21 protein-coding genes are annotated in these 19,151 nt (G+C 46.4%); 8 read left to right on the forward strand and 13 right to left on the reverse strand.

The annotated features are described in order from the left end of the window. Positions 1-21: 21 nt before the first annotated feature. The 10 genes from ABO04_RS02310 to ABO04_RS02355 form a co-directional block, all read right to left on the reverse strand. Positions 22-1,053, reverse strand: coding sequence for a GDP-mannose 4,6-dehydratase (locus tag ABO04_RS02310; protein WP_160809013.1), 1,032 nt, complete (start codon positions 1,051-1,053; stop codon positions 22-24). Between the two features lie 16 nt (positions 1,054-1,069). Then, positions 1,070-1,927 carry a sugar nucleotide-binding protein gene (locus ABO04_RS02315; RefSeq protein ID WP_160809014.1) on the reverse strand — a complete coding sequence of 286 codons (858 nt, stop codon included), beginning with the start codon at positions 1,925-1,927 and terminating at the stop codon, positions 1,070-1,072. A gap of 14 nt (positions 1,928-1,941) precedes the next feature. Next, positions 1,942-3,489, reverse strand: coding sequence for a glycosyltransferase family 4 protein (locus tag ABO04_RS02320; protein ID WP_160809015.1), 1,548 nt, complete (start codon positions 3,487-3,489; stop codon positions 1,942-1,944). Between the two features lie 11 nt (positions 3,490-3,500). Next, the gene (locus tag ABO04_RS02325) at positions 3,501-4,889 is read right to left on the reverse strand and encodes a hypothetical protein (RefSeq protein ID WP_160809016.1); all 1,389 of its coding nucleotides are present in this window, start codon (positions 4,887-4,889) and stop codon (positions 3,501-3,503) included. A gap of 305 nt (positions 4,890-5,194) precedes the next feature. Then, positions 5,195-6,460 (reverse strand): glycosyltransferase, encoded by a 1,266-nt coding sequence (locus tag ABO04_RS02330; protein WP_160809017.1) that lies wholly within the window; start codon positions 6,458-6,460, stop codon positions 5,195-5,197. A gap of 54 nt (positions 6,461-6,514) precedes the next feature. Further along, positions 6,515-7,498 carry a sulfotransferase gene (locus ABO04_RS02335; protein WP_205012732.1) on the reverse strand — a complete coding sequence of 328 codons (984 nt, stop codon included), beginning with the start codon at positions 7,496-7,498 and terminating at the stop codon, positions 6,515-6,517. Next, positions 7,491-8,177 (reverse strand): WbqC family protein, encoded by a 687-nt coding sequence (locus ABO04_RS02340; RefSeq protein ID WP_160809018.1) that lies wholly within the window; start codon positions 8,175-8,177, stop codon positions 7,491-7,493. Before ABO04_RS02340 ends, ABO04_RS02335 begins: the two co-directional genes overlap by 8 nt. 9 nt (positions 8,178-8,186) lie before the next feature. Next, positions 8,187-9,275, reverse strand: coding sequence for a DegT/DnrJ/EryC1/StrS family aminotransferase (locus ABO04_RS02345; protein ID WP_160809019.1), 1,089 nt, complete (start codon positions 9,273-9,275; stop codon positions 8,187-8,189). Then, positions 9,275-10,003, reverse strand: a complete 729-nt coding sequence (locus tag ABO04_RS02350; protein ID WP_160809020.1) for a class I SAM-dependent methyltransferase — start codon at positions 10,001-10,003, stop codon at positions 9,275-9,277. Before ABO04_RS02350 ends, ABO04_RS02345 begins: the two co-directional genes overlap by 1 nt. Positions 10,004-10,038: 35 nt before the next feature. Then, positions 10,039-11,190 (reverse strand): ABC transporter ATP-binding protein, encoded by a 1,152-nt coding sequence (locus tag ABO04_RS02355; protein ID WP_345852765.1) that lies wholly within the window; start codon positions 11,188-11,190, stop codon positions 10,039-10,041. Between ABO04_RS02355 and ABO04_RS12305 the strand changes: the two genes are divergently transcribed. Next, on the forward strand, positions 11,095-11,418 hold the full coding sequence (locus tag ABO04_RS12305) for a hypothetical protein (RefSeq protein WP_345852768.1): 324 nt from the start codon (positions 11,095-11,097) through the stop codon (positions 11,416-11,418). The genes ABO04_RS02355 and ABO04_RS12305 overlap by 96 nt on opposite strands. Before the next feature lie 720 nt (positions 11,419-12,138). Here ABO04_RS12305 and ABO04_RS02360 read toward each other — a convergent pair. From ABO04_RS02360 to ABO04_RS02370, 3 genes are all read right to left on the reverse strand, one after another. Further along, positions 12,139-13,212 (reverse strand): Rpn family recombination-promoting nuclease/putative transposase, encoded by a 1,074-nt coding sequence (locus tag ABO04_RS02360; protein WP_160809021.1) that lies wholly within the window; start codon positions 13,210-13,212, stop codon positions 12,139-12,141. A 133-nt stretch (positions 13,213-13,345) separates the two neighbouring features. Then, positions 13,346-13,606, reverse strand: coding sequence for a Txe/YoeB family addiction module toxin (locus ABO04_RS02365; protein WP_345852751.1), 261 nt, complete (start codon positions 13,604-13,606; stop codon positions 13,346-13,348). Positions 13,607-13,608: 2 nt separating this feature from the next. Beyond that, positions 13,609-13,869: a type II toxin-antitoxin system Phd/YefM family antitoxin gene (locus ABO04_RS02370; RefSeq protein WP_160809022.1), complete on the reverse strand. Its 261-nt coding sequence runs from the start codon at positions 13,867-13,869 to the stop codon at positions 13,609-13,611. Between the two features lie 94 nt (positions 13,870-13,963). On the opposite strand from ABO04_RS02370, the gene ABO04_RS02375 reads away from it, so the two are divergent. From ABO04_RS02375 to ABO04_RS02405, 7 genes are all read left to right on the forward strand, one after another. Next, the gene (locus ABO04_RS02375; protein ID WP_160809023.1) at positions 13,964-14,233 is read left to right on the forward strand and encodes a hypothetical protein; all 270 of its coding nucleotides are present in this window, start codon (positions 13,964-13,966) and stop codon (positions 14,231-14,233) included. 218 nt (positions 14,234-14,451) lie between these two features. Continuing rightward, complete coding sequence (locus ABO04_RS02380) at positions 14,452-15,498, forward strand: glycosyltransferase family 2 protein (RefSeq protein WP_240141379.1); 1,047 nt, start codon at positions 14,452-14,454, stop codon at positions 15,496-15,498. A 3-nt stretch (positions 15,499-15,501) separates the two neighbouring features. After that, entirely contained in the window at positions 15,502-16,581 is a 1,080-nt protein-coding gene (gene rfbB, locus ABO04_RS02385; RefSeq protein ID WP_160809024.1) for a dTDP-glucose 4,6-dehydratase, read from the forward strand. A 49-nt stretch (positions 16,582-16,630) separates the two neighbouring features. Then, a complete protein-coding gene (gene rfbD / locus ABO04_RS02390) occupies positions 16,631-17,515 on the forward strand; it encodes a dTDP-4-dehydrorhamnose reductase (RefSeq protein ID WP_160809025.1) in 885 nt (294 codons plus the stop codon). 14 nt (positions 17,516-17,529) lie between these two features. Further along, the gene (locus ABO04_RS02395) at positions 17,530-17,697 is read left to right on the forward strand and encodes a hypothetical protein (RefSeq protein WP_160809026.1); all 168 of its coding nucleotides are present in this window, start codon (positions 17,530-17,532) and stop codon (positions 17,695-17,697) included. Further along, entirely contained in the window at positions 17,685-18,233 is a 549-nt protein-coding gene (rfbC, locus tag ABO04_RS02400; protein WP_160809027.1) for a dTDP-4-dehydrorhamnose 3,5-epimerase, read from the forward strand. The genes ABO04_RS02395 and rfbC overlap by 13 nt, the downstream gene beginning before the upstream one ends. Then, positions 18,233-19,051: an ABC transporter permease gene (locus ABO04_RS02405; protein ID WP_160809028.1), complete on the forward strand. Its 819-nt coding sequence runs from the start codon at positions 18,233-18,235 to the stop codon at positions 19,049-19,051. The genes rfbC and ABO04_RS02405 overlap by 1 nt, the downstream gene beginning before the upstream one ends. The last annotated feature ends 100 nt before the right edge of the window (positions 19,052-19,151 follow it).

A 19,151-nucleotide genomic window follows, 5' to 3' on the forward strand; every position in this document is an offset into this window, starting at 1 on the left:
GGTAAAAGCGTACTGAAGTGCTTACCGATTCAAGGGAATTTTTCCTTTCGAAATTTCTTCCCGCCAATGATTCAACAAATCTGCAAACATCTGGCGAGCCGGAATCTCCGGCTTCCAGTTGATTGTTGATCGAATTTTCGTGTTATCGAACATCTGATAATCAGCATCAATGGGACGAAGCCGCTCTTGGTCAGTGATAACCCGGATATCGCGTCGTGTACTCATCTCAAGCAGGAGTTCAATCACTTCCGGGAGTTTGAATGCTTCCTCTCCAGCAATATTGAAATATTCTCCACAAGGAATCTTGCCCTGCTCGCTTGCCTCCAGCAGCAAAAAATACGCTCTCACCGCGTCACGCGCATCCTGAAAGGTGCGCGTACTTGATAAGTTCCCAACACGAATAACTGGTTCCTGATGCCCGGCTTCAATCAGAGCGATTTGCTTGGCGACAGTACTCTCGAAAAAAACATCACTACGCCTGGGCCCGGAATGCGTACCCATCCTGGTAATAAACGTACGAATTTTATAAGCCTCTCCATAAAACTGCCCGAGATAATCTGTACCGATCTTGCTGATACTATACGGACTGGCACCATGAAACTGAGTCTCCTCCGATAACGCAACCCCTGGCTTTGCCCGGCCATATACTTCACTTGAAGAGCAAACATGTACTACAGGGTTATAGCCATCGACTTCTTTCAGTTGTCGAATATTTTCAAGGAGATTGGCTGTACCAATAATGTTTGTCTGCAATGTTTCAATTGGAATATTGAATGAGGTCTTCGGATACGATTGAGCAGCCAGATGGGATATATATTCGGGCCGGACTTCTCTGATCATCCTGGCAATCGCGGAATAATCATTGAGATCCGCATAAAACAGACTGACCCGATCTTTGCGGTTGATCCGGTTAGTCAGATGATAAAGGTTATCCATCGGCTCCTGCCAGCGCATCAGACCAATTACGTCATAGAGTGTGTTCTCCAATATGTAATCGGCAAGTTGCGAGCCAACCTGCCCGGTAATTCCGGTAATCAGTATTTTCTTGGTCATAAAGCTCTTTTGTTAGTTACTTTGATGGCAATGCAAACTCTGATTGAACTGCCTCACAGAGGCTGTGCGGCGGCCGTCCGAGCAGTCTGGCAAAGACTGTTGATGTCATTGCGATAATGCAGGGTCGGTTTTTAAAAAAATCTGCATCAGGCTCAGTTATCTTGAACCGCAAATCATGAAAATGAGCCTCGCGAAGGCATTCTGCAAAATCCACCCGAGAAAGAATCTGTGGGCCACCAAAGTTGATGATCTGTTCAGGAAAATCATCCCAATGTTCGGCCAGTGCCAATGCCCCAGCCACCACATCATCACGATGGACAATGGCGCGGGAGAATGGATGAAACAGATCAGCCTGCTCGTTTCGCTGGGCACATCCGGCAAGGTAACGGGTAAACTTGTCTTCACGTGAGAACACATAAGAGAGGCGAATTACTTTAAACAAAGCGTTTCCAGCAAAGCGTTGCTCGACCTCGCGCTTCATTACGGCATATTCGCCAATCGGATTGCATGCAGCACGTTCATCAAACTCATCTTCTCGCTCACCATAGACGGCGTCGCTTGAGAAGAAGATCACACGGGCACCGCGATCAATCGCACCAGAGATAAATGCAGAAGTACCCGTGACATTGACAGCCCATGCTCGGTCATACTCACGCGCACAGACATCTGGAGCTGAGATCGCAGCGGCCAGTAAAATTGTATCGCCAGGAGAAACGAAAGACCAATCAAAACTAGATGAATACCCCAGATCGAGTTGGAGCGTTTTGTTCTTTCCGGTTGTTGATGTCCCAATAGCCAGAGCATAGATTTTGGCTTTATTAAATATGTATTGGCCAATGTAGCCAGTTGCACCAACGACGATTATACGTTTCATTTTGTAATTCAAGATCAGATCAGTCCAAGCTTGCGAAGTCGTTGCTTATAAATTTCACCGCAACGACTCGGACTAAAATTATTCGCTATGAATTGCTGTGCTTCCTTGCCAAGATCAGAAGACAATGTCGCATCGTTTGCAAGCCTTCTCATGTGCCATGCGGCATGTTCAATATCGGGGTCAGCCCATACCTGATCAGACCAATGAACGTATTGTCCCTCTTGCACTGGAACCAATGAATAATCAACAAGGCAGGAGTTAGTCTTCTGAGCATAGTCTGTACTACCTGAATAGTTGGTAACAATCGTTGGCTTACCCAAAAGCATCGCTTCCATCGGTCCACGGCCCAACCCTTCTGCCCGATGTAGTGAAACATAGCAATCGCATGCCAATTTCAAGCTTAACAGCTCTTCTGTCTGCATCACTTTGTTGATGATCACGATACGCTTGTCGCATGCTGCAATCTCCATGAGTTCTTTCCATCCCTCATCACTGGTATTGGCGTTCATCACTTTGATAACCAATCCAGCGTTTTCATTCTTATTTGGAAAGGCCAAGATAAAAGCACGCACTACCGCCCATGGATTTTTTCGATGGATATAAGAGAAAAAATCAAAAGTCATAAGAAAAACATATTTATCATGAGGGATGCCAAAGTGGTCTCGGTCAATGTTTTTCACCGAAGGCAACTGAACACCAACCGGCATATAAACCGCTTCCTTGCCCAAGGCGTTGGATAGGGCCTCCTGGATAAATTCTGTAGGTGCCCAAACTTCATCCATCATTTTTAAAAAAGGCGTCCATTCCTTTGGAAATAATGCAAGTTCCCAAAATGGATAGGAAATATTGAAACGATCAGTAAAAAAATCTTCGCCAAGTGTTGTATAAACTCTCAACATCTGGTCGGCATTGATATGAAATATGTTGGCCTTATATCGATTGGTAGTTTCTAAAGTGCCGTGTCTGAGCTCGGCTTTCTGTCGAGAGGAAACGCCAACATCAAAATTGATGACACCAAAATTAATATCAGTTGTTGCCATAGAAGCGGCCGACATGCGAACATGCTCCCCCATCCCAAGTTCAGAAAAAGCATACCCAATCAAATTTGCACCAGGTTCTCCGATTTGCAAACCAATAGTAGAAGCAGATACGGGTTTTTTTATGACATTAACATTTGCTTCATAGCCATTTTTCAATCCCCAAGTGAGAAGATAAATCCATGCAACCTTTCCTTTCTCCCTGAATGAGATAGGCAAAATCGAAGCCAGCTTCACCAGCACACCTTGCATCCAGACCATAATGGTATAGGGGAAGTTTATTTTTATTGGCTCTCCCCCCTCACTACCAGTTGGTTCTTTTCTGCTTGGTGAAAGTCCATATTCACGAAATGCAGAATTCATATACCACTGACAAAATGCGCGCTGACCATCAACCGAACTCAGGTCGAATGCAAGCTGTAGATCTTTCCTGCTGCACCAAATTAAATACATCAGCTGCGTGATTGAATCTTCTACCAGCAATTGTGGAATTTCAGCTGAAGAATGTAAAATTTCAAGCCCCATAATTTTGCTCGTTATAAATTTCGAAAAAGTGTCAGCTCAAACTTGCGCCATACATACTTTAATTTATTGCACATGGCTTCAGGAAGGTACTCCCCGATCTGCACCGCCTGCTTCCTGAATAGGTGCATCAGCGACAAGATCGCTCTGATAATTTTTTTTTTAGGTCCAGGGGGCTCTTCCTTTTCAGATGATAAGAGTTGCCTCACTACTTGCTGAGGCAAACCGTAATCTCGCACTGCCGAGATTTCAAACCAATGAGCAAAACCACGTCTTCCTTCTTGAGTGGCGAGACTAAACGCCGTCCGCAAATCAGGGCGAATTTGATAGATATACATCATGAGTTCAGTGATGATAGTCTCATCACCATATGCATTGATAGATGAAGGCTGGTTGCAAAGATTTATTAAATAACCTGAAATATCATCTTTTTCATAAAAAACCGTTTCCGGATGTTTTTCCCGGTAAAACTGCCGCATCACCGTGGCTATTTTGAGAGAAGGTTTTATTACAGAGTACGCATAATCCCAGTTTTTACAGGCTTTCCACCCTGCCAGATGGAGATTATCCAAGTATGCCTTGAAAAGTGGTTGTAGTAACTCAATGTCATTCCAGTTGAAACGATTCTGGTGTTTTGAAACCAGTTCTCTATTGTCGGCGCTAACCCCGCTAAAATGAAAAAAAACCAGTGGCTGGCTGTCTACCAGCCATTTTCCCTCTGCAGTACGCTCGACTTTGCGCTGCATCAAGTTCCAGTATGCGATGTTGTAGCCTGGATCCTTGAATACGTGGAGATTGTTGAGAAAACACGGCGCCAAGTCACACCAGCGTTGATCTGTAAACAAATTACGAGAAAAATCTGAAGCACACTGCGTTTTCAGGCGCCGCCCCCACCAGCGTATGAATTGCCTGGCTTCCTCACAGCGCCTTACCGCGATAAAACCGAGATTGAAAACACCAGCCTGCAACATGGTGTGGTCATTGGGATTGAATCCATCTTCCACTGGTCGAGTAATGTGAGGTATCAAGACAACAGACGCCCCTCTTTCAATTACCGCCTCAAGCCGATCAAATTTGGAGAAAACCTGAATATCTGGATCCAGATAGATAACGACATCCAGGTCAGTATTGTTGAACAACCATTCAATCATGAAAGGTTTAACTGCCGTGTTAAATTCCATGATGTCATAACGGATTGTCATATCCTGAAACGAATCAATTCCGATCTGATCTGCCTGAATGACTTCAAAAACTTCTTTCGAAGGCTCAAATTCACCTGACACTTCATCAGCAAGACACAAATAGCGCCGGTATTCTGGCAAATGTTCTTTAACCGATGCCATCAATGTTCTAGCGTAAGCGAGATAATTCTTTGAAGCGATCGTAAAAACACCGATTTTCATACTACTCCTCACTTAAAATTAAGCTATCGTTTCGTAAACAAACTAAATACTTTTCCCATATCTAACATGAAAAATATGCTTTATATTCCATAGCCCAGATCGCTGACTACCCCGATATCAATCATTGTCAGCTTATCAAAGTAATTCACAACATCAGCACATGGTTTGCTAATTACCGATATCAATTAAGAGTTTTCTGGCCAGAAAGTAATTAGCATTTTACGGTCTTGTTATCAACGCAAACAAAGACGTGTCTTGTTAGGGCAATAATTAGCGTAGTTTATCGAACATCTAGGACTCCCTATTTAGGCCCCCGGTTTGGATTGAGGAAATACTTTAAATATCCAGTGCCGCTGGTACAACTCAAGCTTATCTTTTAGGGATCCCACTTCTCCCTCAAGCTGCCTCACTTCTTCCTCCTTGGATTTGGCATAGATGTCCGCACTAGTCGCCCACTCGGTCAATGCATCAATCTGCTCTTTAAGCTGTCTTGCTTCTTCCACCTTGGATTTAGCATAGGTGTCCGCACTAGCCGCCCACTCGGTCAATGCATCAATCTGCTCTTTACATTGGAGCGATGCCATTCGAATAGAGTTAAGCCCATAAATATCTTGTTGCCCTGTCAGTTCAATATACTCACAGCTCATATCTTTGTAGATTTTCTCAGCAGAGTCGATATTTAATAGATCGAAAATAATATTCAGCCCTAAAACCTCATGAGCTCTAAAATTTTTTACTTCCAGGGCAACACGAGCGAGGGTGTATTCCGGGCTCAACTTATCAGATTCATATTTTGATGCATACGGGAAAATTTTGACCAACTCTTGACGATCTATAATCGTCTTGTAGTTTGACAGGACATGGTAGAACTCATATTGTCCCCGAATTTCTGTTTCAGGCTTCTGCCCGCTGGTATTGGCCTCGTTATTACGGACACGAAATCTTACTAATTTTTCTGGTAGAACATAAATTTCGTATTTAAGACATAGCCTAACCCACATATCAAGATCACCTATTTGGGCAAGGCCATACCGATATAACCCGCAATTATCATAACATTGCTTGCGGATAAGGATGCTTGGATGGCAAAGTGCATTACCTTTTTCAAAGAAATATCTTAGCCACTCATAACGAGATCTGTTTGGCTGATCGAAAATTTTGTAATAAAAATGATTTTTGTCTGGGAATGAATTTCCTTCTTCATCAATTGCTTGTGCATTGGTAAAAACCGCTCCAACATCAGGATGAGTGTCGAGAAAGGTAATCTGCTTTTCAAGTTTTTCGGGTAACCATACATCATCGGAATGATGGATAGCGATGTATTCACCTTGCGCGATTTCTGAGATCGCCTTGTTGATGCCATAAATACCACGCCTCTGCTCATCATTACGAAAGGTTTTGATGCGTGAATCGTTATAACTCTGGATAATGCCCCACGATTCATCAATAGAGGCGTCATCCCAGATAATTAGCTCAAAATCGGTGAAGGTCTGATTAAGTGCGCTGTCAATAGCTTCACGCAGGTATTTCGCGTGATTAAAGGAAGTGAGAATGATGGAAACCTTTGGCATTCTTATAATTCCACTGGATTTTCAAAAGTCGTTGCGGGTGAGATAACAATAACACTAGATAAAACGCTCAATCGCACGATGGACTGCTATCTCTAAAAATGGATCGGGCTTGCGAGACAGATCAAAGCTCGCAGGACCTTGATATGAATGAGCCTGTCCCAGATTGAGCTTTTGTTTGATCTGTTGAAAAATGCTTTCAGGATCAGAACAAAAATCTTCATAGTTGATCACCAGCTTTCTGGATTTCATTACATTAACAAGTCCATATTCAATCGCCTTGTTAATGGAACATACTTGTCCCGCCGTCTGAACGATGGGATCAAGGTTCTTGAGTAATTCATACTCGGGAATCTCGAATGAATACCAGACTGACTCGCTACCCAGTTGACGTTTACGAGCCTCTAGTACCGAAGCTACATTGGTGGCAATATCGCGTTTGATCTGGATAAACAATACCTTGTCAAGAACGGTATCAAGAAAAGGAATATTGTAGTTGAACAGCATACCCTTGGCTGCAAATGGCCTCTGGAACACCCGCATCATTCCCGACAGCTCGGCGAGCATGGTGCGCGTATCCATGCTTTGTTTCAACTCTTCATCCATCCATACGTCGCGCGCAGGATCAGCCAGGAAACGACGCCAAAAATACCAAAATTCGTTTGGAGCCAACACCCCTCTAGTCTTGCCGTTCTCGGAATGGTACTCAACCTGCTGTATGAATTCACCCAATTCATTGCGGAAGTTGTATCGCGGATCAGTCAGCAACAGCTGTATCTTGGCTCCGATGATAGGGGTTTGGTAGAAACGTGACAGTAAGTTAGTTGGATAGGCGACGAGGCCAGTGTTGGCAAGCCACTGCATGAATAAGGTGGTGCCGCTGCGCAAAGGCCCCATCACTAGAATAAGTGGATATGAAAACCCAATATCTTGTTGAGCGATCAATCGCTCTTCTGAAGGCCATAAATCAGCATTCAACTCCGTAAGTAGCTCTTCAAGCAATTCATTTCTGCGAAATGCTGTGGTTCTTAACTCAGACAAGATTGTATCCCTCCAACAATCTGGCGCATTGCTCTCGGCTATTGAACATCATGACATCAATGATGGAAAGGTTTGGCACGAACGGCTTGTTGAGCTGGCGGTAACTGAGCAAATGTGGCTGAATAAAGGATAATTGCAGGCCATTACGTGCAAATGTATTGCGGTCGTAAAGTTCCTTGCCGCCGGACATGTTGATGTAATGAGCAGCACTCAATTCTTTGCAGATGGTTAGAATTTTGTCCTGCCCACGCAATCCGTTATCCTTGTCCAGCGCAGAGGAGATATGCCATTGCGGGCTCAGGCTGAGATAGCCACAGATAAGTCTTAACTGGTAGTCGAGGAAGCGAGCAAGATTTCTCTCTGTCTGAGAAAGAATGTCCTCGATAATGAGATAGACGACATTAAAGTGTGGCGCCTTGCCATAACAATGGCGTAAGTTTTGCAGGATCTTGTGTTGGCTGCCGACCTCGACCTGATTGATGAGTTTATTTGGACTAGCATCCTGTAGTGGCAGGGTAATGAGTCGCCTGTCGCCATTGGCAAGAATGTAGTTGCGGTTAACCCAGCCCCCCTTAATGTAATTCACATCGTCATACACTACGAACGCATCCACCGCGTGAATGAGCTGAAAGTATCCCAGATAGGGAAAAAAGTAGGGTTGCATGATGGCAAGCTTCATTTCAAACACTCATGCAACCACCACTCTCCTGATACAAACTGCAATCCTTTCCACATCCTGCCGAGCCAATGCAGGGTACAACGGCAGCGCCAGCACACGATGCGCCAGAGATTCCGAAACGGGACAAGATCGACGCAAAAGTTCAGGTAGAAAGGGCAATGTATTGAGCGAAGGATAGAAATAACGGCGCGGAAAGATGTCACGCGCCTGCAACGCCGCACGGACCTTCATCATGGCTTCATGTGATGGGAATACAACCGGATAGTAGGCGTAGTTATATTCAAGGCCATCAATGACTCTAGGGCGCTGCAGATCCAGTCCGCCAAGCAAATCGTCATACCACGCCGAACATTCTCGCCGTGCAGCAATAATTTCTGGCACTTTAGGCAACACCACCAACCCCATGGCAGCATGTAGTTCGGATATTTTGGCATTGATACCGAGATCGAGATATTCATCTTCTCCAATATGACCAAATTTTCCCATGAGGAAAACTCGTTTTGCCACCTCTTCGTCCCGGCAAACAACACCTCCACCCTCGGCAGTATGAAAAAGCTTGGTTGCATGAAAACTTAAGGTGCTGCAATCACCGTGATTCAACAGCGATTCGCCGTGCAGACGCACGCCGAATGCATGGGCAGCATCGTAAATCACTTTTAATTTATAGCGATCAGCAATTTCCTGAATCCGTGAAACATCACAAGGATAGCCATAAACATGGGTAGCCAGGATTCCCGTCGTCCTCTCTGTAATTGCTGCTTCGATCAGGTTAGGATTAATACAAAATGATTCAGAATCGACATCTACAAATACGGGTGTACAGCCTTCCCATAAGATCGTATTGGTTGTAGCCACATAGCTATAGGGGGTAGTAATAATCTCACCTTGGAGCCTCAAGGCTTTGATGGCTAGCTGTAATGCGAGTGTGCCATTGGATACCAGTGCAAGATTATTGGTACCCAAAAATGCCATCACTTCTGCTTGTAGCTGTCTGGACAGCACACCATTATTGGTCAGCTGGCCGGACTTCCAGATTTGCCACAGGTAGGTCAGGTAATCTTCGAGATCAGGCAGGGTTGTGCGGGTAACAGGAATCACTATTTGGAAACCACATAAAGAATGCTACTGGATTTAAGCCCTAACTTTTTAAACAACCACTGTCCAAAATACGATTCATCAAACTGGTGAACTTTAAACCCAGATACGCCAATGCGAGCAACATAATCATCATGGGCATATAGGCGGACGTGGTCATTTTGTCCAAACAAACGCCAGCGTTCTCCTTCATCTGTAATAGACGGATCTTCGATGGTTTTAGACAACCCAACAATTATTGGTGCCATCAATATCCCTTGCCCTCCTTTCCTGGTCACCCTGAATAGCTCGCGAATAGCAGCATCATCATCAAAAACATGCTCAAGCACATGACTACAGATGAAAAAATCATAGCTTCCGTCGGTAAAAGGAAGATTCATGAGATCGGTTTCATAGGTAACTCCACCCATCATCAAATCAGCAGTTTCGTATTCTTCAAACAGTTCAGTTTTTTGTAGAAAAGCAGACAAACCCGCTTCTGGTGCAAAATGAATTGCTTTATTTGCGCACTTATCTTCAGATTTATAAAAATATTCCAGCCAATAAGCATATAAACGCTCGCGATCTGATGCTCCACATTTGGAACATGAATAGGTTTCATGTGCTGTCATCTCGCCATTACCAAAATGGATAAATCCATATTGTTCAGCATTAAGTTTATAAAAATCTGGCAAGGGATTAAATCCGCCATTTTTTACTTGGCAAAGCGGGCAATAGGTCTTGGTACCCATCAATTTCAATCGATTATGAAAGCTGTGCCTATACTTCATACTGCATGCACTTCCAGAGAGTTTTCAATATAGACTTTTGTCCATATACGTCTGTTTGCTCTTCTTTGAACGTTGAAAACGATTGCATCATCTATTACATCAAGAAATTCTGCAGACTGATCTGCAATGACAGGTTTTGTTAATTGCAATTGAATACTGTAATTTCCTTCCTGTATCGGTAGTCGTGTTGTATAAGCCACCGAGTAACGATTATCAGGAACGCCATGTAACAGTGGTTCACCAACTGTTGATAACCCCGCCCCCAGAATCAGATTCTTTTTGTCATCCTGTATGTAGTAATTCGCAGATATAACAACATCAATCTGTACATCCAGGTAGATTCTTATTTTTACCTGCTGGTTAAATTCAGCCGATACCACTGGCTGATCATTCATATCAACCAACTCAGCAAACCGGATCCGCGCCCCCCCTTTGCCATAGCGGAACAGTTTTGCTCTCTCATCGAATTCATTTGACACTTTGAAAACCAGCGATTTATTTATTTTTGATGAGGAAATAGAGCGTTCAGGCGATGAATTATCTATCAGCATAGGCACTGCCTGTACATCACAATTCATTTCTTCACGAACTATTCGCTCATAATCCTCAGCTATAGAAGCAGCTTTACCAAAAGCTTTCATCAGGCCATGTTCGAGATAGATGGCTTGTGAGCACAGGCTTTTAATGCTGCTGATATCGTGGCTTACAAAAAGAACTGTAGCGCCTTTATCTTGCAAGCGACGAAGCGCTGTCATACATTTGGCTTGAAATGCCATATCTCCAACCGCAAGAGCCTCGTCCACTACCATAACCTCGGGCTGCGACATAATATTTACGGCAAAAGCTAATCGTACGAACATTCCGCTGGAATAAGTTTTAACCGGCTGTTCGATAAACTCGCCAATATCCGCAAAGGTAGCAATATCATCAAAACGTTGATCGATTTCTTCCTTGCTTAACCCTAGCACCGAGGCGTTCATGTATACGTTTTCACGCCCGGTAAACTCCGGATTGAAGCCGGAGCCCAGTTCCAGTAACGCGGCAATGCGGCCATGAGTGGTAATGCTGCCGGCAGTGGGATTAAGGGTGCCGCAGATCATCTGCAACAACGTGGATTTGCCACTGCCGTTTTTGCCAATGATGCCGATGGTTTCCCCTTTTTTTACTTCAAACGATACATCCTTGAGTGCCCAGAATTCTCTGAAGTATTGCGCGGATTGTCTGCCAACAGCGTGTCGTATCCGGGGCAGGATGAATTGCTTGAGCCGATCTCGCGGGGTGTCGTAGATCTGGTAGCACTTGGAAAGATTGCTGACTCGGATGGCGATGTCATCCTGCTCCTGGTCCATGGTGTCTTTATCGTTCATGCAGGCTGATTGCTACTGAAAAGATTACTCAAAATATTTTGCGTTTGATGTGCGGTATTTTATAGGATGCGATGGGTTGTTATGCAGTTGTAAAGATGTGTTGGCAACGTTTCAGAGTGGATATTTGAGGCATGGCAAATTTTTTTTCGCTGTAGTCTGTAGGTCTGTGGCTGGGGACAAATACGTTCGCGATAAAAGACAGTAATTTATTCAGTATGTTCCTGATTGATTCGAGGTTAATCCTGCTCGTGTTAAGACTGTTGATGTCCATTTTTATATCAAAAATTAACGATGATATTATGCTTTTGAAGGATCTCCCGGGCTTTTGTTCAGGAAAAAGCCGGGTAAACCGTCATTATCCTTGCGAACACCGGAATAATCCAGCTGGTCGATTGCAAGGAGGCTGGATTGCTTCATTCTTTCAGAGATCGGAAAGAAATACTGAAACCCGTCATCCTGTGCTTGAGTTCTCGTTTGGAATAGACGTATTTAGTGGCAGGATACACTTTGTGCATCATGCGGCGGTGGTGTGAGTCGCAGGGGCACCATGTGCACCGACCAATAACGATAGCAGCAAGGCCGGAATACGATATCCATGCATCATCACGGTGAAAACACGGATTGTGGCCAACATAAACAGCAGATGCGGTGCACATGGTGCACCCTACAAAACTTAATCACCGTCCTTACGAGGAAGCCGCAAGCTGTGACGATCCGAGAGTACAACAATCAGTCTGCGCCGCTAAATACCTCATCCAGAGTTTGTGCTGTCAAAATGCGCTCGCCCCAGTGCTGCAGTGTTTGAGAATCAGCAGTATTGACGCGGGTAACAACAGCATGGTCGAGCGGGCCGAATTTGCGCTCCAGCAACCACAGCAAAAATGTCGACTCACCTTGCTGCAATCCGATCAGCCTGCCCCTCTCAATGCCTTTTTCAATGCCTTGCTCAATGCCTTGCTCAATGCCTTGCTCAATGCCTTGCTCAATGCCTTGCTCAATGCCTTGCTCAATGCCTTCTTCAATACCCTGCTGTTTCCAGTCTTTGGTCCATTCCTTGACGCGTTCTGACAACATGTCGTGTGCCTCCTGTAAGTCGTGAATTTCGTCGAAGCTAATGTTTGGCATTCTGCCAGGCAGAAATACCCGTCTGATCCAGACAGTAAATGCCCGTCGCAGCGATGTCTGTTCAGGAGATTGTAGCCAGTCGATCAGCGCTTGCAATACATCTTTGACATCGTCCGGGGTGCGGCTGTTCTCCAGCCGGAACAGAGCAGCACTCAGGTTGCGCAGTTCTGCCAGTTCGTGTTCATGGTAGCTGCCTTCATCCAGCAGCAGGTAGTTCAGCTGCGGGCGGTAGCGTTCCAGTCCGCCAGGTGCCGGATAGATCAGTGCGCTGATGTCAATCGGCGCTTGCCAGCGATTGTCTCCATTATATAAAACGATGGGCAGTACCGGCGGCAAACGTTTGCCGGCCTGGATGGATTCACTGTGAATCAGGTCCTGATACAGCAGGCCGACATAGGTCATGATGCGTACGGCCATGAACCAGTCAACCGAAGATTGAAATTCCAGCAGCAGGTAGACATACACCCATTCTCCAGCCGGATCCTCTTTCCGGCGCAGCCGCCAGATGATGTCGTCATGGCGTTCTCTCAGGTCGTCGCTGACATAGCTGCCGTTGATTTTTTCCAGGGTGGAAAAATCCAGTTCCTGCACCCAGTCTTCCCGCACGAAGCCGCGCAGCAGATCCGCCACCATTTCGGCATGAGAAAACAACAGTTTGTAGCTGTGGTCGTGATCCATCCTCAAAGTGTAATGGAATAATGGAAAAAGGAATGTTTTAACTGATTCTGGTCTTTTCTGCTCACACCGGCATGGATTCCATTTCTTCAGCCGATTGACTCCGGCCAGCTAACAGGTGTCCTCTGTTGCTTCATCATTCATAGTGAAATCGACAGGCAATAACCACCAATTCGATATCAGTAGCACGATAAACCAGGCGATTAGTTTCATCGATACGTCTTGACCAATAGCCCGATAATTCACCCCGAAGTGGTTCCGGTTTGCCAATACCAACAAATGGATCACGAGCAGTGGCGGTAATCAGCGAATTCAAGCGCCTGAGCGTTTTTTTGTCCTGATCTTGCCAGTAAAGATAAGCCTCCCACGCATCAGGAACAAAACGAATGACTCGCACAATTAATCGGCGGAAAGCAATGGATGGTCTTGTGCCTGTCTTGCCTTGTCTTGAGCAATTGCCCTAGCCAGGGCGGCGGCATTTGCCGGATTACTGGTTAAGTGCAGTGTTTCCATGATGCTGTTATAGCTATCCAGCGACATCACCACGGCGTCACCCTCTGCATCGCGGCGACTAATAATAACTACATCAGCATCCTGAATGACATCATCCAAAACAGACTTCAGCGCATTGCGCGCATGCGAATAAGTAACAACCTTCATGGCAACCTTACTTGTACAATAAATTGTCTAATTATAAAAAAGATACACATCAGACACAAGCCACAAACTCCCTCTTTAAAGGGAGCATGGAGGAATGGGATCCCTTATTATTCCTCCATTGGCTGAACGTCTGCATAGTAGACAGGTTATTGCACCCTGCCTGCTGTATTTTATAAAGCCCTCACCTGATTTCGCTTGGCACCAAGCACAGTTCATTGCAAACACCGCAGGCGTGAAGCAATCCAGAAGTTGTGGTGTTAAAACAGCTGACTTTCCAGATCACCCTACTGGCGACAATTTCGGAAATCATATTGTTGTTTTATACTACCGACATAAAAATAGCTTCGACTCTAACAGGTTGTGAGAAAATCAGCGCAGCATTCTTGGTGGTGTTGATCATGCCTGTTTTTTTGTTGGTGGCGTCTGGCCGCAGTGTGCATGTATTTTTCCGGCCTTCCGCGCCATATTTTCTGCTGCTTACAAAGAGGTTGTCCTGTTTTTTTGAGCTTTCTCACATTTCAGATGTCCGAAGCCAGGTACTTTGTGAGCAATAATTTTTACAGAAACAGATAAAACAGCCTGATGAATCAGAATATCCGGGTGCGCACGGATGGCGCACCGACAGAAAAACTGCTCAGGAGCGCTCTGAGTATCAAGATTATGCCAGCGGCAGTACCCGCTGCGGCTGATCAAGTTGTCAATCAAGAACAACCCAAGGTGGCCATTCTGCTTTGTTCCTATTATGGCCAGCGTTATCTTGCAGAGCAGCTTGATTCATTTGCTGCTCAATCGTATTCCAACTGGGAGGTATGGGTTTCGGACGATGGTTCTGCAGACAGCACGCGCGCTATTCTGGAGGAATACCGGCAGAAGTGGCCAGCTGGCCGCTTAACTATTTTTACCGGGCCTGTTAAAGGTTTTGCGGCTAATTTCATTTCACTGAGCTGCAAGGTAGACTCCGGAGCTGATTTCTATGCCTACTCGGATCAGGATGATATTTGGGAAGCAGGTAAGCTGGAACGGGCGGTCAATCTACTGAAAACTGTAAGTGATACAGTACCCGCCTTATATTGTTCCCGCACCCGGCTGGTGGATGCGAACAATAATCCGATTGGCCTGTCTCCGCTTTTTCCCAGACCGCCAGGTTTTTCCAATGCCCTGGTACAAAGTATCGGGGGCGGTAACACCATGGTTTTTAACGACGGCGCCAGAAAATTACTGTGTGAAGCGGGAGAAGATCTCTCTGTTATCAGTCATGACTGGTGGTTGTACATGGTGGTAACCGGTTGTGGTGGACAGGTTTTATATGACAGGTTGCCAACAACCCGCTACCGCCAGCATGATCATAATCTTGTTGGCGTAAATAACACATGGCCGGCCCGTTTTACTCGTGCCCGCATGCTGTGGCAGGGGTATTTTCGGAAGTATAACGAAGCCAATATTACGGCGATACGCACGCTGGAACATCGGCTGACACCGGAAAACCGGAAAATCCTGGATTGCTTTGCCAAAGCCCGGCAAATGCGTCTGATTCCACGGCTCATCTACCTTAAACGCAGTGGCATCTATCGCCAGAAGCTGCTTGGTAATCTTGGCTTGATTGTTGCTGCGATCTTCGGAAAAATTTAATTTATGACGGTTCTTGTAACTGGTTCTGCTGGTTTTATCGGTGCGAATTTTGTATTGGATTGGCTGGCGGAACAGGATGAGTCTGTCATCAGTCTGGACAAGCTCACCTACGCGGGTAACCGTGAAAACCTCTCAACGGTGCAGAATGATACCCGTCATAGCTTTATACAGGGTGATATTGCCGATAGCGCACTGCTGGAACAGCTGCTGAGTCATTATCAACCCGGAGCCATCATCAACTTTGCTGCCGAAAGCCATGTGGATCGCTCCATTCACGGGCCGGAGGATTTTATCCAGACCAATATCGTAGGAACTTTTCGTCTGCTGGAAGCAGCAAAAGCCTATTGGAACAGCCTGCAGGGTGAAGCTAAGACTGCCTTCCGGTTCTTGCATGTCTCCACTGACGAAGTCTACGGCACATTATCCAAAACTGATCCGGCCTTTACCGAAACCCACCCTTATCAACCCAACAGCCCGTATTCAGCCAGTAAAGCAGCATCTGATCATCTGGTACGAGCATATCACCATACCTATGGTTTACCGGTTCTGACGACCAATTGCAGTAATAATTACGGGCCGTATCAGTTTCCGGAAAAACTGATCCCGCTCGTCATCAACAACGCACTGCACGGCAAACCGTTACCCGTTTATGGTGATGGTCAACAAGTGCGGGATTGGCTGTATGTTGCGGATCACTGCAGCGCCATTCGCCGTGTGCTGGCAGCGGGCACACCGGGCGAGGTGTACAACATCGGCGGCTGGAACGAAATGCCCAACATTCAGATCGTGCAAACGATCTGCCGCCTGCTGGATGAACTGCGCCCCAACACGGAAGGCCCCTACAGCCGCCTGATTACCTACGTACAAGATCGCCCGGGTCATGATCGTCGTTATGCCATTGATGCCCGCAAGATAGAACGCGAACTGGGCTGGAAACCAGCCGAGACGTTTGAAACCGGTATCCGCAAAACCGTGCAGTGGTATCTGGACAATCCACGATGGGTAGAGAACGTAACCAGTGGTGCGTACCGGGAGTGGGTGGGTAAGCAGTATGGGGAAGTGAAGATCATGAGGGGTGCCTGAACAGGATTGTGGGGCGCATAAGGATTGCTAAAAACGAGAAAACCCTGCCGTGAAAATTCTTCTGTTTGGTGAAAATGGCCAGGTTGGCTGGGAGCTGCAGCGCAGCCTGGCGGTGTTGGGAGAAATCGTTGCGCTGGGGCGCGACAGCACAGATTATTGTGGAGATCTTGCTGATCATGAAGGTATCCGCGCTACAGTACAGACATTACGACCAGACATTATCGTCAATGCAGCAGCTTATACCGCAGTAGATAAAGCCGAAAGTGAACCTGAACATGCACGACGAATCAATGCAACGGCTCCCGGTGTACTGGCAGAGGCGGCAGCACGGCAAGATGCGTGGCTGATTCATTACAGTACTGATTACGTATTTGATGGCAGTGGCAGCGAGCCCTGGGTGGAAGAGGATACACCCGCACCGCTGTCGGTATATGGCCAGACCAAGTTGGAAGGCGAACGACTGATTCAGCGATCCGGCTGCCCGCATCTGATTTTGCGCACCAGTTGGGTTTATGCTGCGCGCGGCGGTAACTTTGCTAAAACTATGCTGCGTCTGGCACAAGAACGAGACCGCCTGACAGTAATTGATGATCAAGTTGGTGCACCCACCAGCGCTGAACTGCTGGCCGATGTAACGGCGCATACCATCCGCCATCTGCAAAGTCACCCACAGCACGGCGGCTTGTACCATTGTGTAGCAGCGGGTGAAACCACCTGGCACGCCTATGCGCAGTTTGTAATTGAGTATGCCCGCAAAGCGGGTTCATCCATCCAAACCAAAGAAATAGCCCCCATCCCCACCAGCGCTTTTCCCACTCCGGCCCAGCGTCCGCATAACTCGCGTCTGGATACCCGCAAACTGCAAGCCACGTTTGACCTGACGCTACCTCCCTGGCAGCAGGGCGTGGCGCGCTTGTTAACTGAAATTCTTTAAGATCAAGAAAACACATGAAACAACATCAGGGCTTAAAAATTACCTGTCTTAAGAAAATTGTCTGGTGCATGGGCTGGATTGATGCATCCCGGCTGGAAGTGTTGGCTCAACCGCTGCTGCAGAACGGTCATGGCCGGCATCGGATGCACTGTCTGAAAAGGGGGATGCAATGCAAGTTGTGAAAACGGCCATTCCTGATATCCTGATTTTAAAGCCCGAAGTATTTGGCGATGCTCGCGGTTTTTTTCTGGAGAGCTTTAATCAGAAAGATTTCGATGATGCGATCGGCCACCCTGTGCATTTTGTGCAGGATAACCATAGTCACAGCCGCTACGGTGTGCTGCGTGGTCTGCATTATCAGATACAGCAGCCGCAAGGCAAACTGGTGCGCGTGGTCAGTGGAGTTGTGTTTGATGTGGCTGTGGATCTGCGTCGCTCATCGGCCACATTTGGCAAATGGGTGGGCGTTGAGCTGTCCGCTGACCATCAGCAGCAGCTATGGATTCCGCCAGGCTTTGGCCACGGCTTCGTTGTCGTCAGCGAGCATGCCGATTTTCTCTACAAGACAACAGATTATTACGCGCCCGAGTACGAACGCTGTATTCGCTGGGATGATACAACGCTGGCAATTGAATGGCCGAAACTGAAGATCGCACCATTGGTATCCGTCAAAGATGCCAAAGGTAAAATTTTTAAGGAAGCCGAGGTGTTTGCCTGATGCGTGAATTTTCTGCCACCCCGAAAGAAATGTTTGCCAGTCTGTGGCGTAATCGTGAATTAATTGTCGCTTCCGCTAAACGCGAAATACTCGGACGTTATCGCGGCTCATTTCTGGGATTGCTCTGGTCTTTTTTCGTACCGCTTTTCATGCTGACCGTGTATACCTTTGTATTCAGCGTCGTATTTAAAGCACGCTGGGGAACGGGCGAAGGCTCAAAAACAGAATTTGCACTGATTCTGTTTGCAGGGCTGATGATGTTCGAGCTGTTTGCAGAGTGTATCAATCGTGCACCCGCCCTGATTCTCTCCAATCAGAATTATGTTAAAAAAGTTATTTTCCCGCTGGAAATTCTGCCTTTTGTCAGCCTGCTGTCGTCTTTGTTTCGCTGGGGAGTCAGCCTGATCGTCTGGCTGCTGGCTTACCTGATATTTTTTGGTATTCCCCACCTCACCATCATTTATTTACCCTTGATTGTTTTACCATTTTGCCTGTTTGTTATGGGACTCAGCTGGGCACTGGCTTCTCTGGGTGTATTTTTGCGTGATATTTCGCAATTTATCGGTGTCCTGACGACAGCCCTCATGTTCCTCAGTCCGATTTTTTATCCGGCGACCGTACTGCCCGAAGCCTATCGCCACTTGTTTTATCTGAATCCGTTAACGCCAGTTGTTGAGCAGACCAGAGCTGTCCTGTATTTTGGCCAGCCACCGGAGTTCATCATGCTCGCTATTTATTGGATTGCCACTTTTGGCATTGCCTGGCTTGGGTTTGTCTGGTTCCAGAAAACCAGAAAAGGATTCGCGGATGTGCTTTGAACCTTGAGGAACCTCACAAAGCATTAGCGAGGCAGTCGGCTCAAGGCAAAGTCGGTAATGCAAGTAAAACGCAGCGAACAACCATAAGGCTGCTGAATAA

The sequence above is a fragment of the Nitrosomonas sp. HPC101 genome (genome assembly GCF_009833125.1).
Classification (GTDB): Bacteria; Pseudomonadota; Gammaproteobacteria; order Burkholderiales; family Nitrosomonadaceae; genus Nitrosomonas.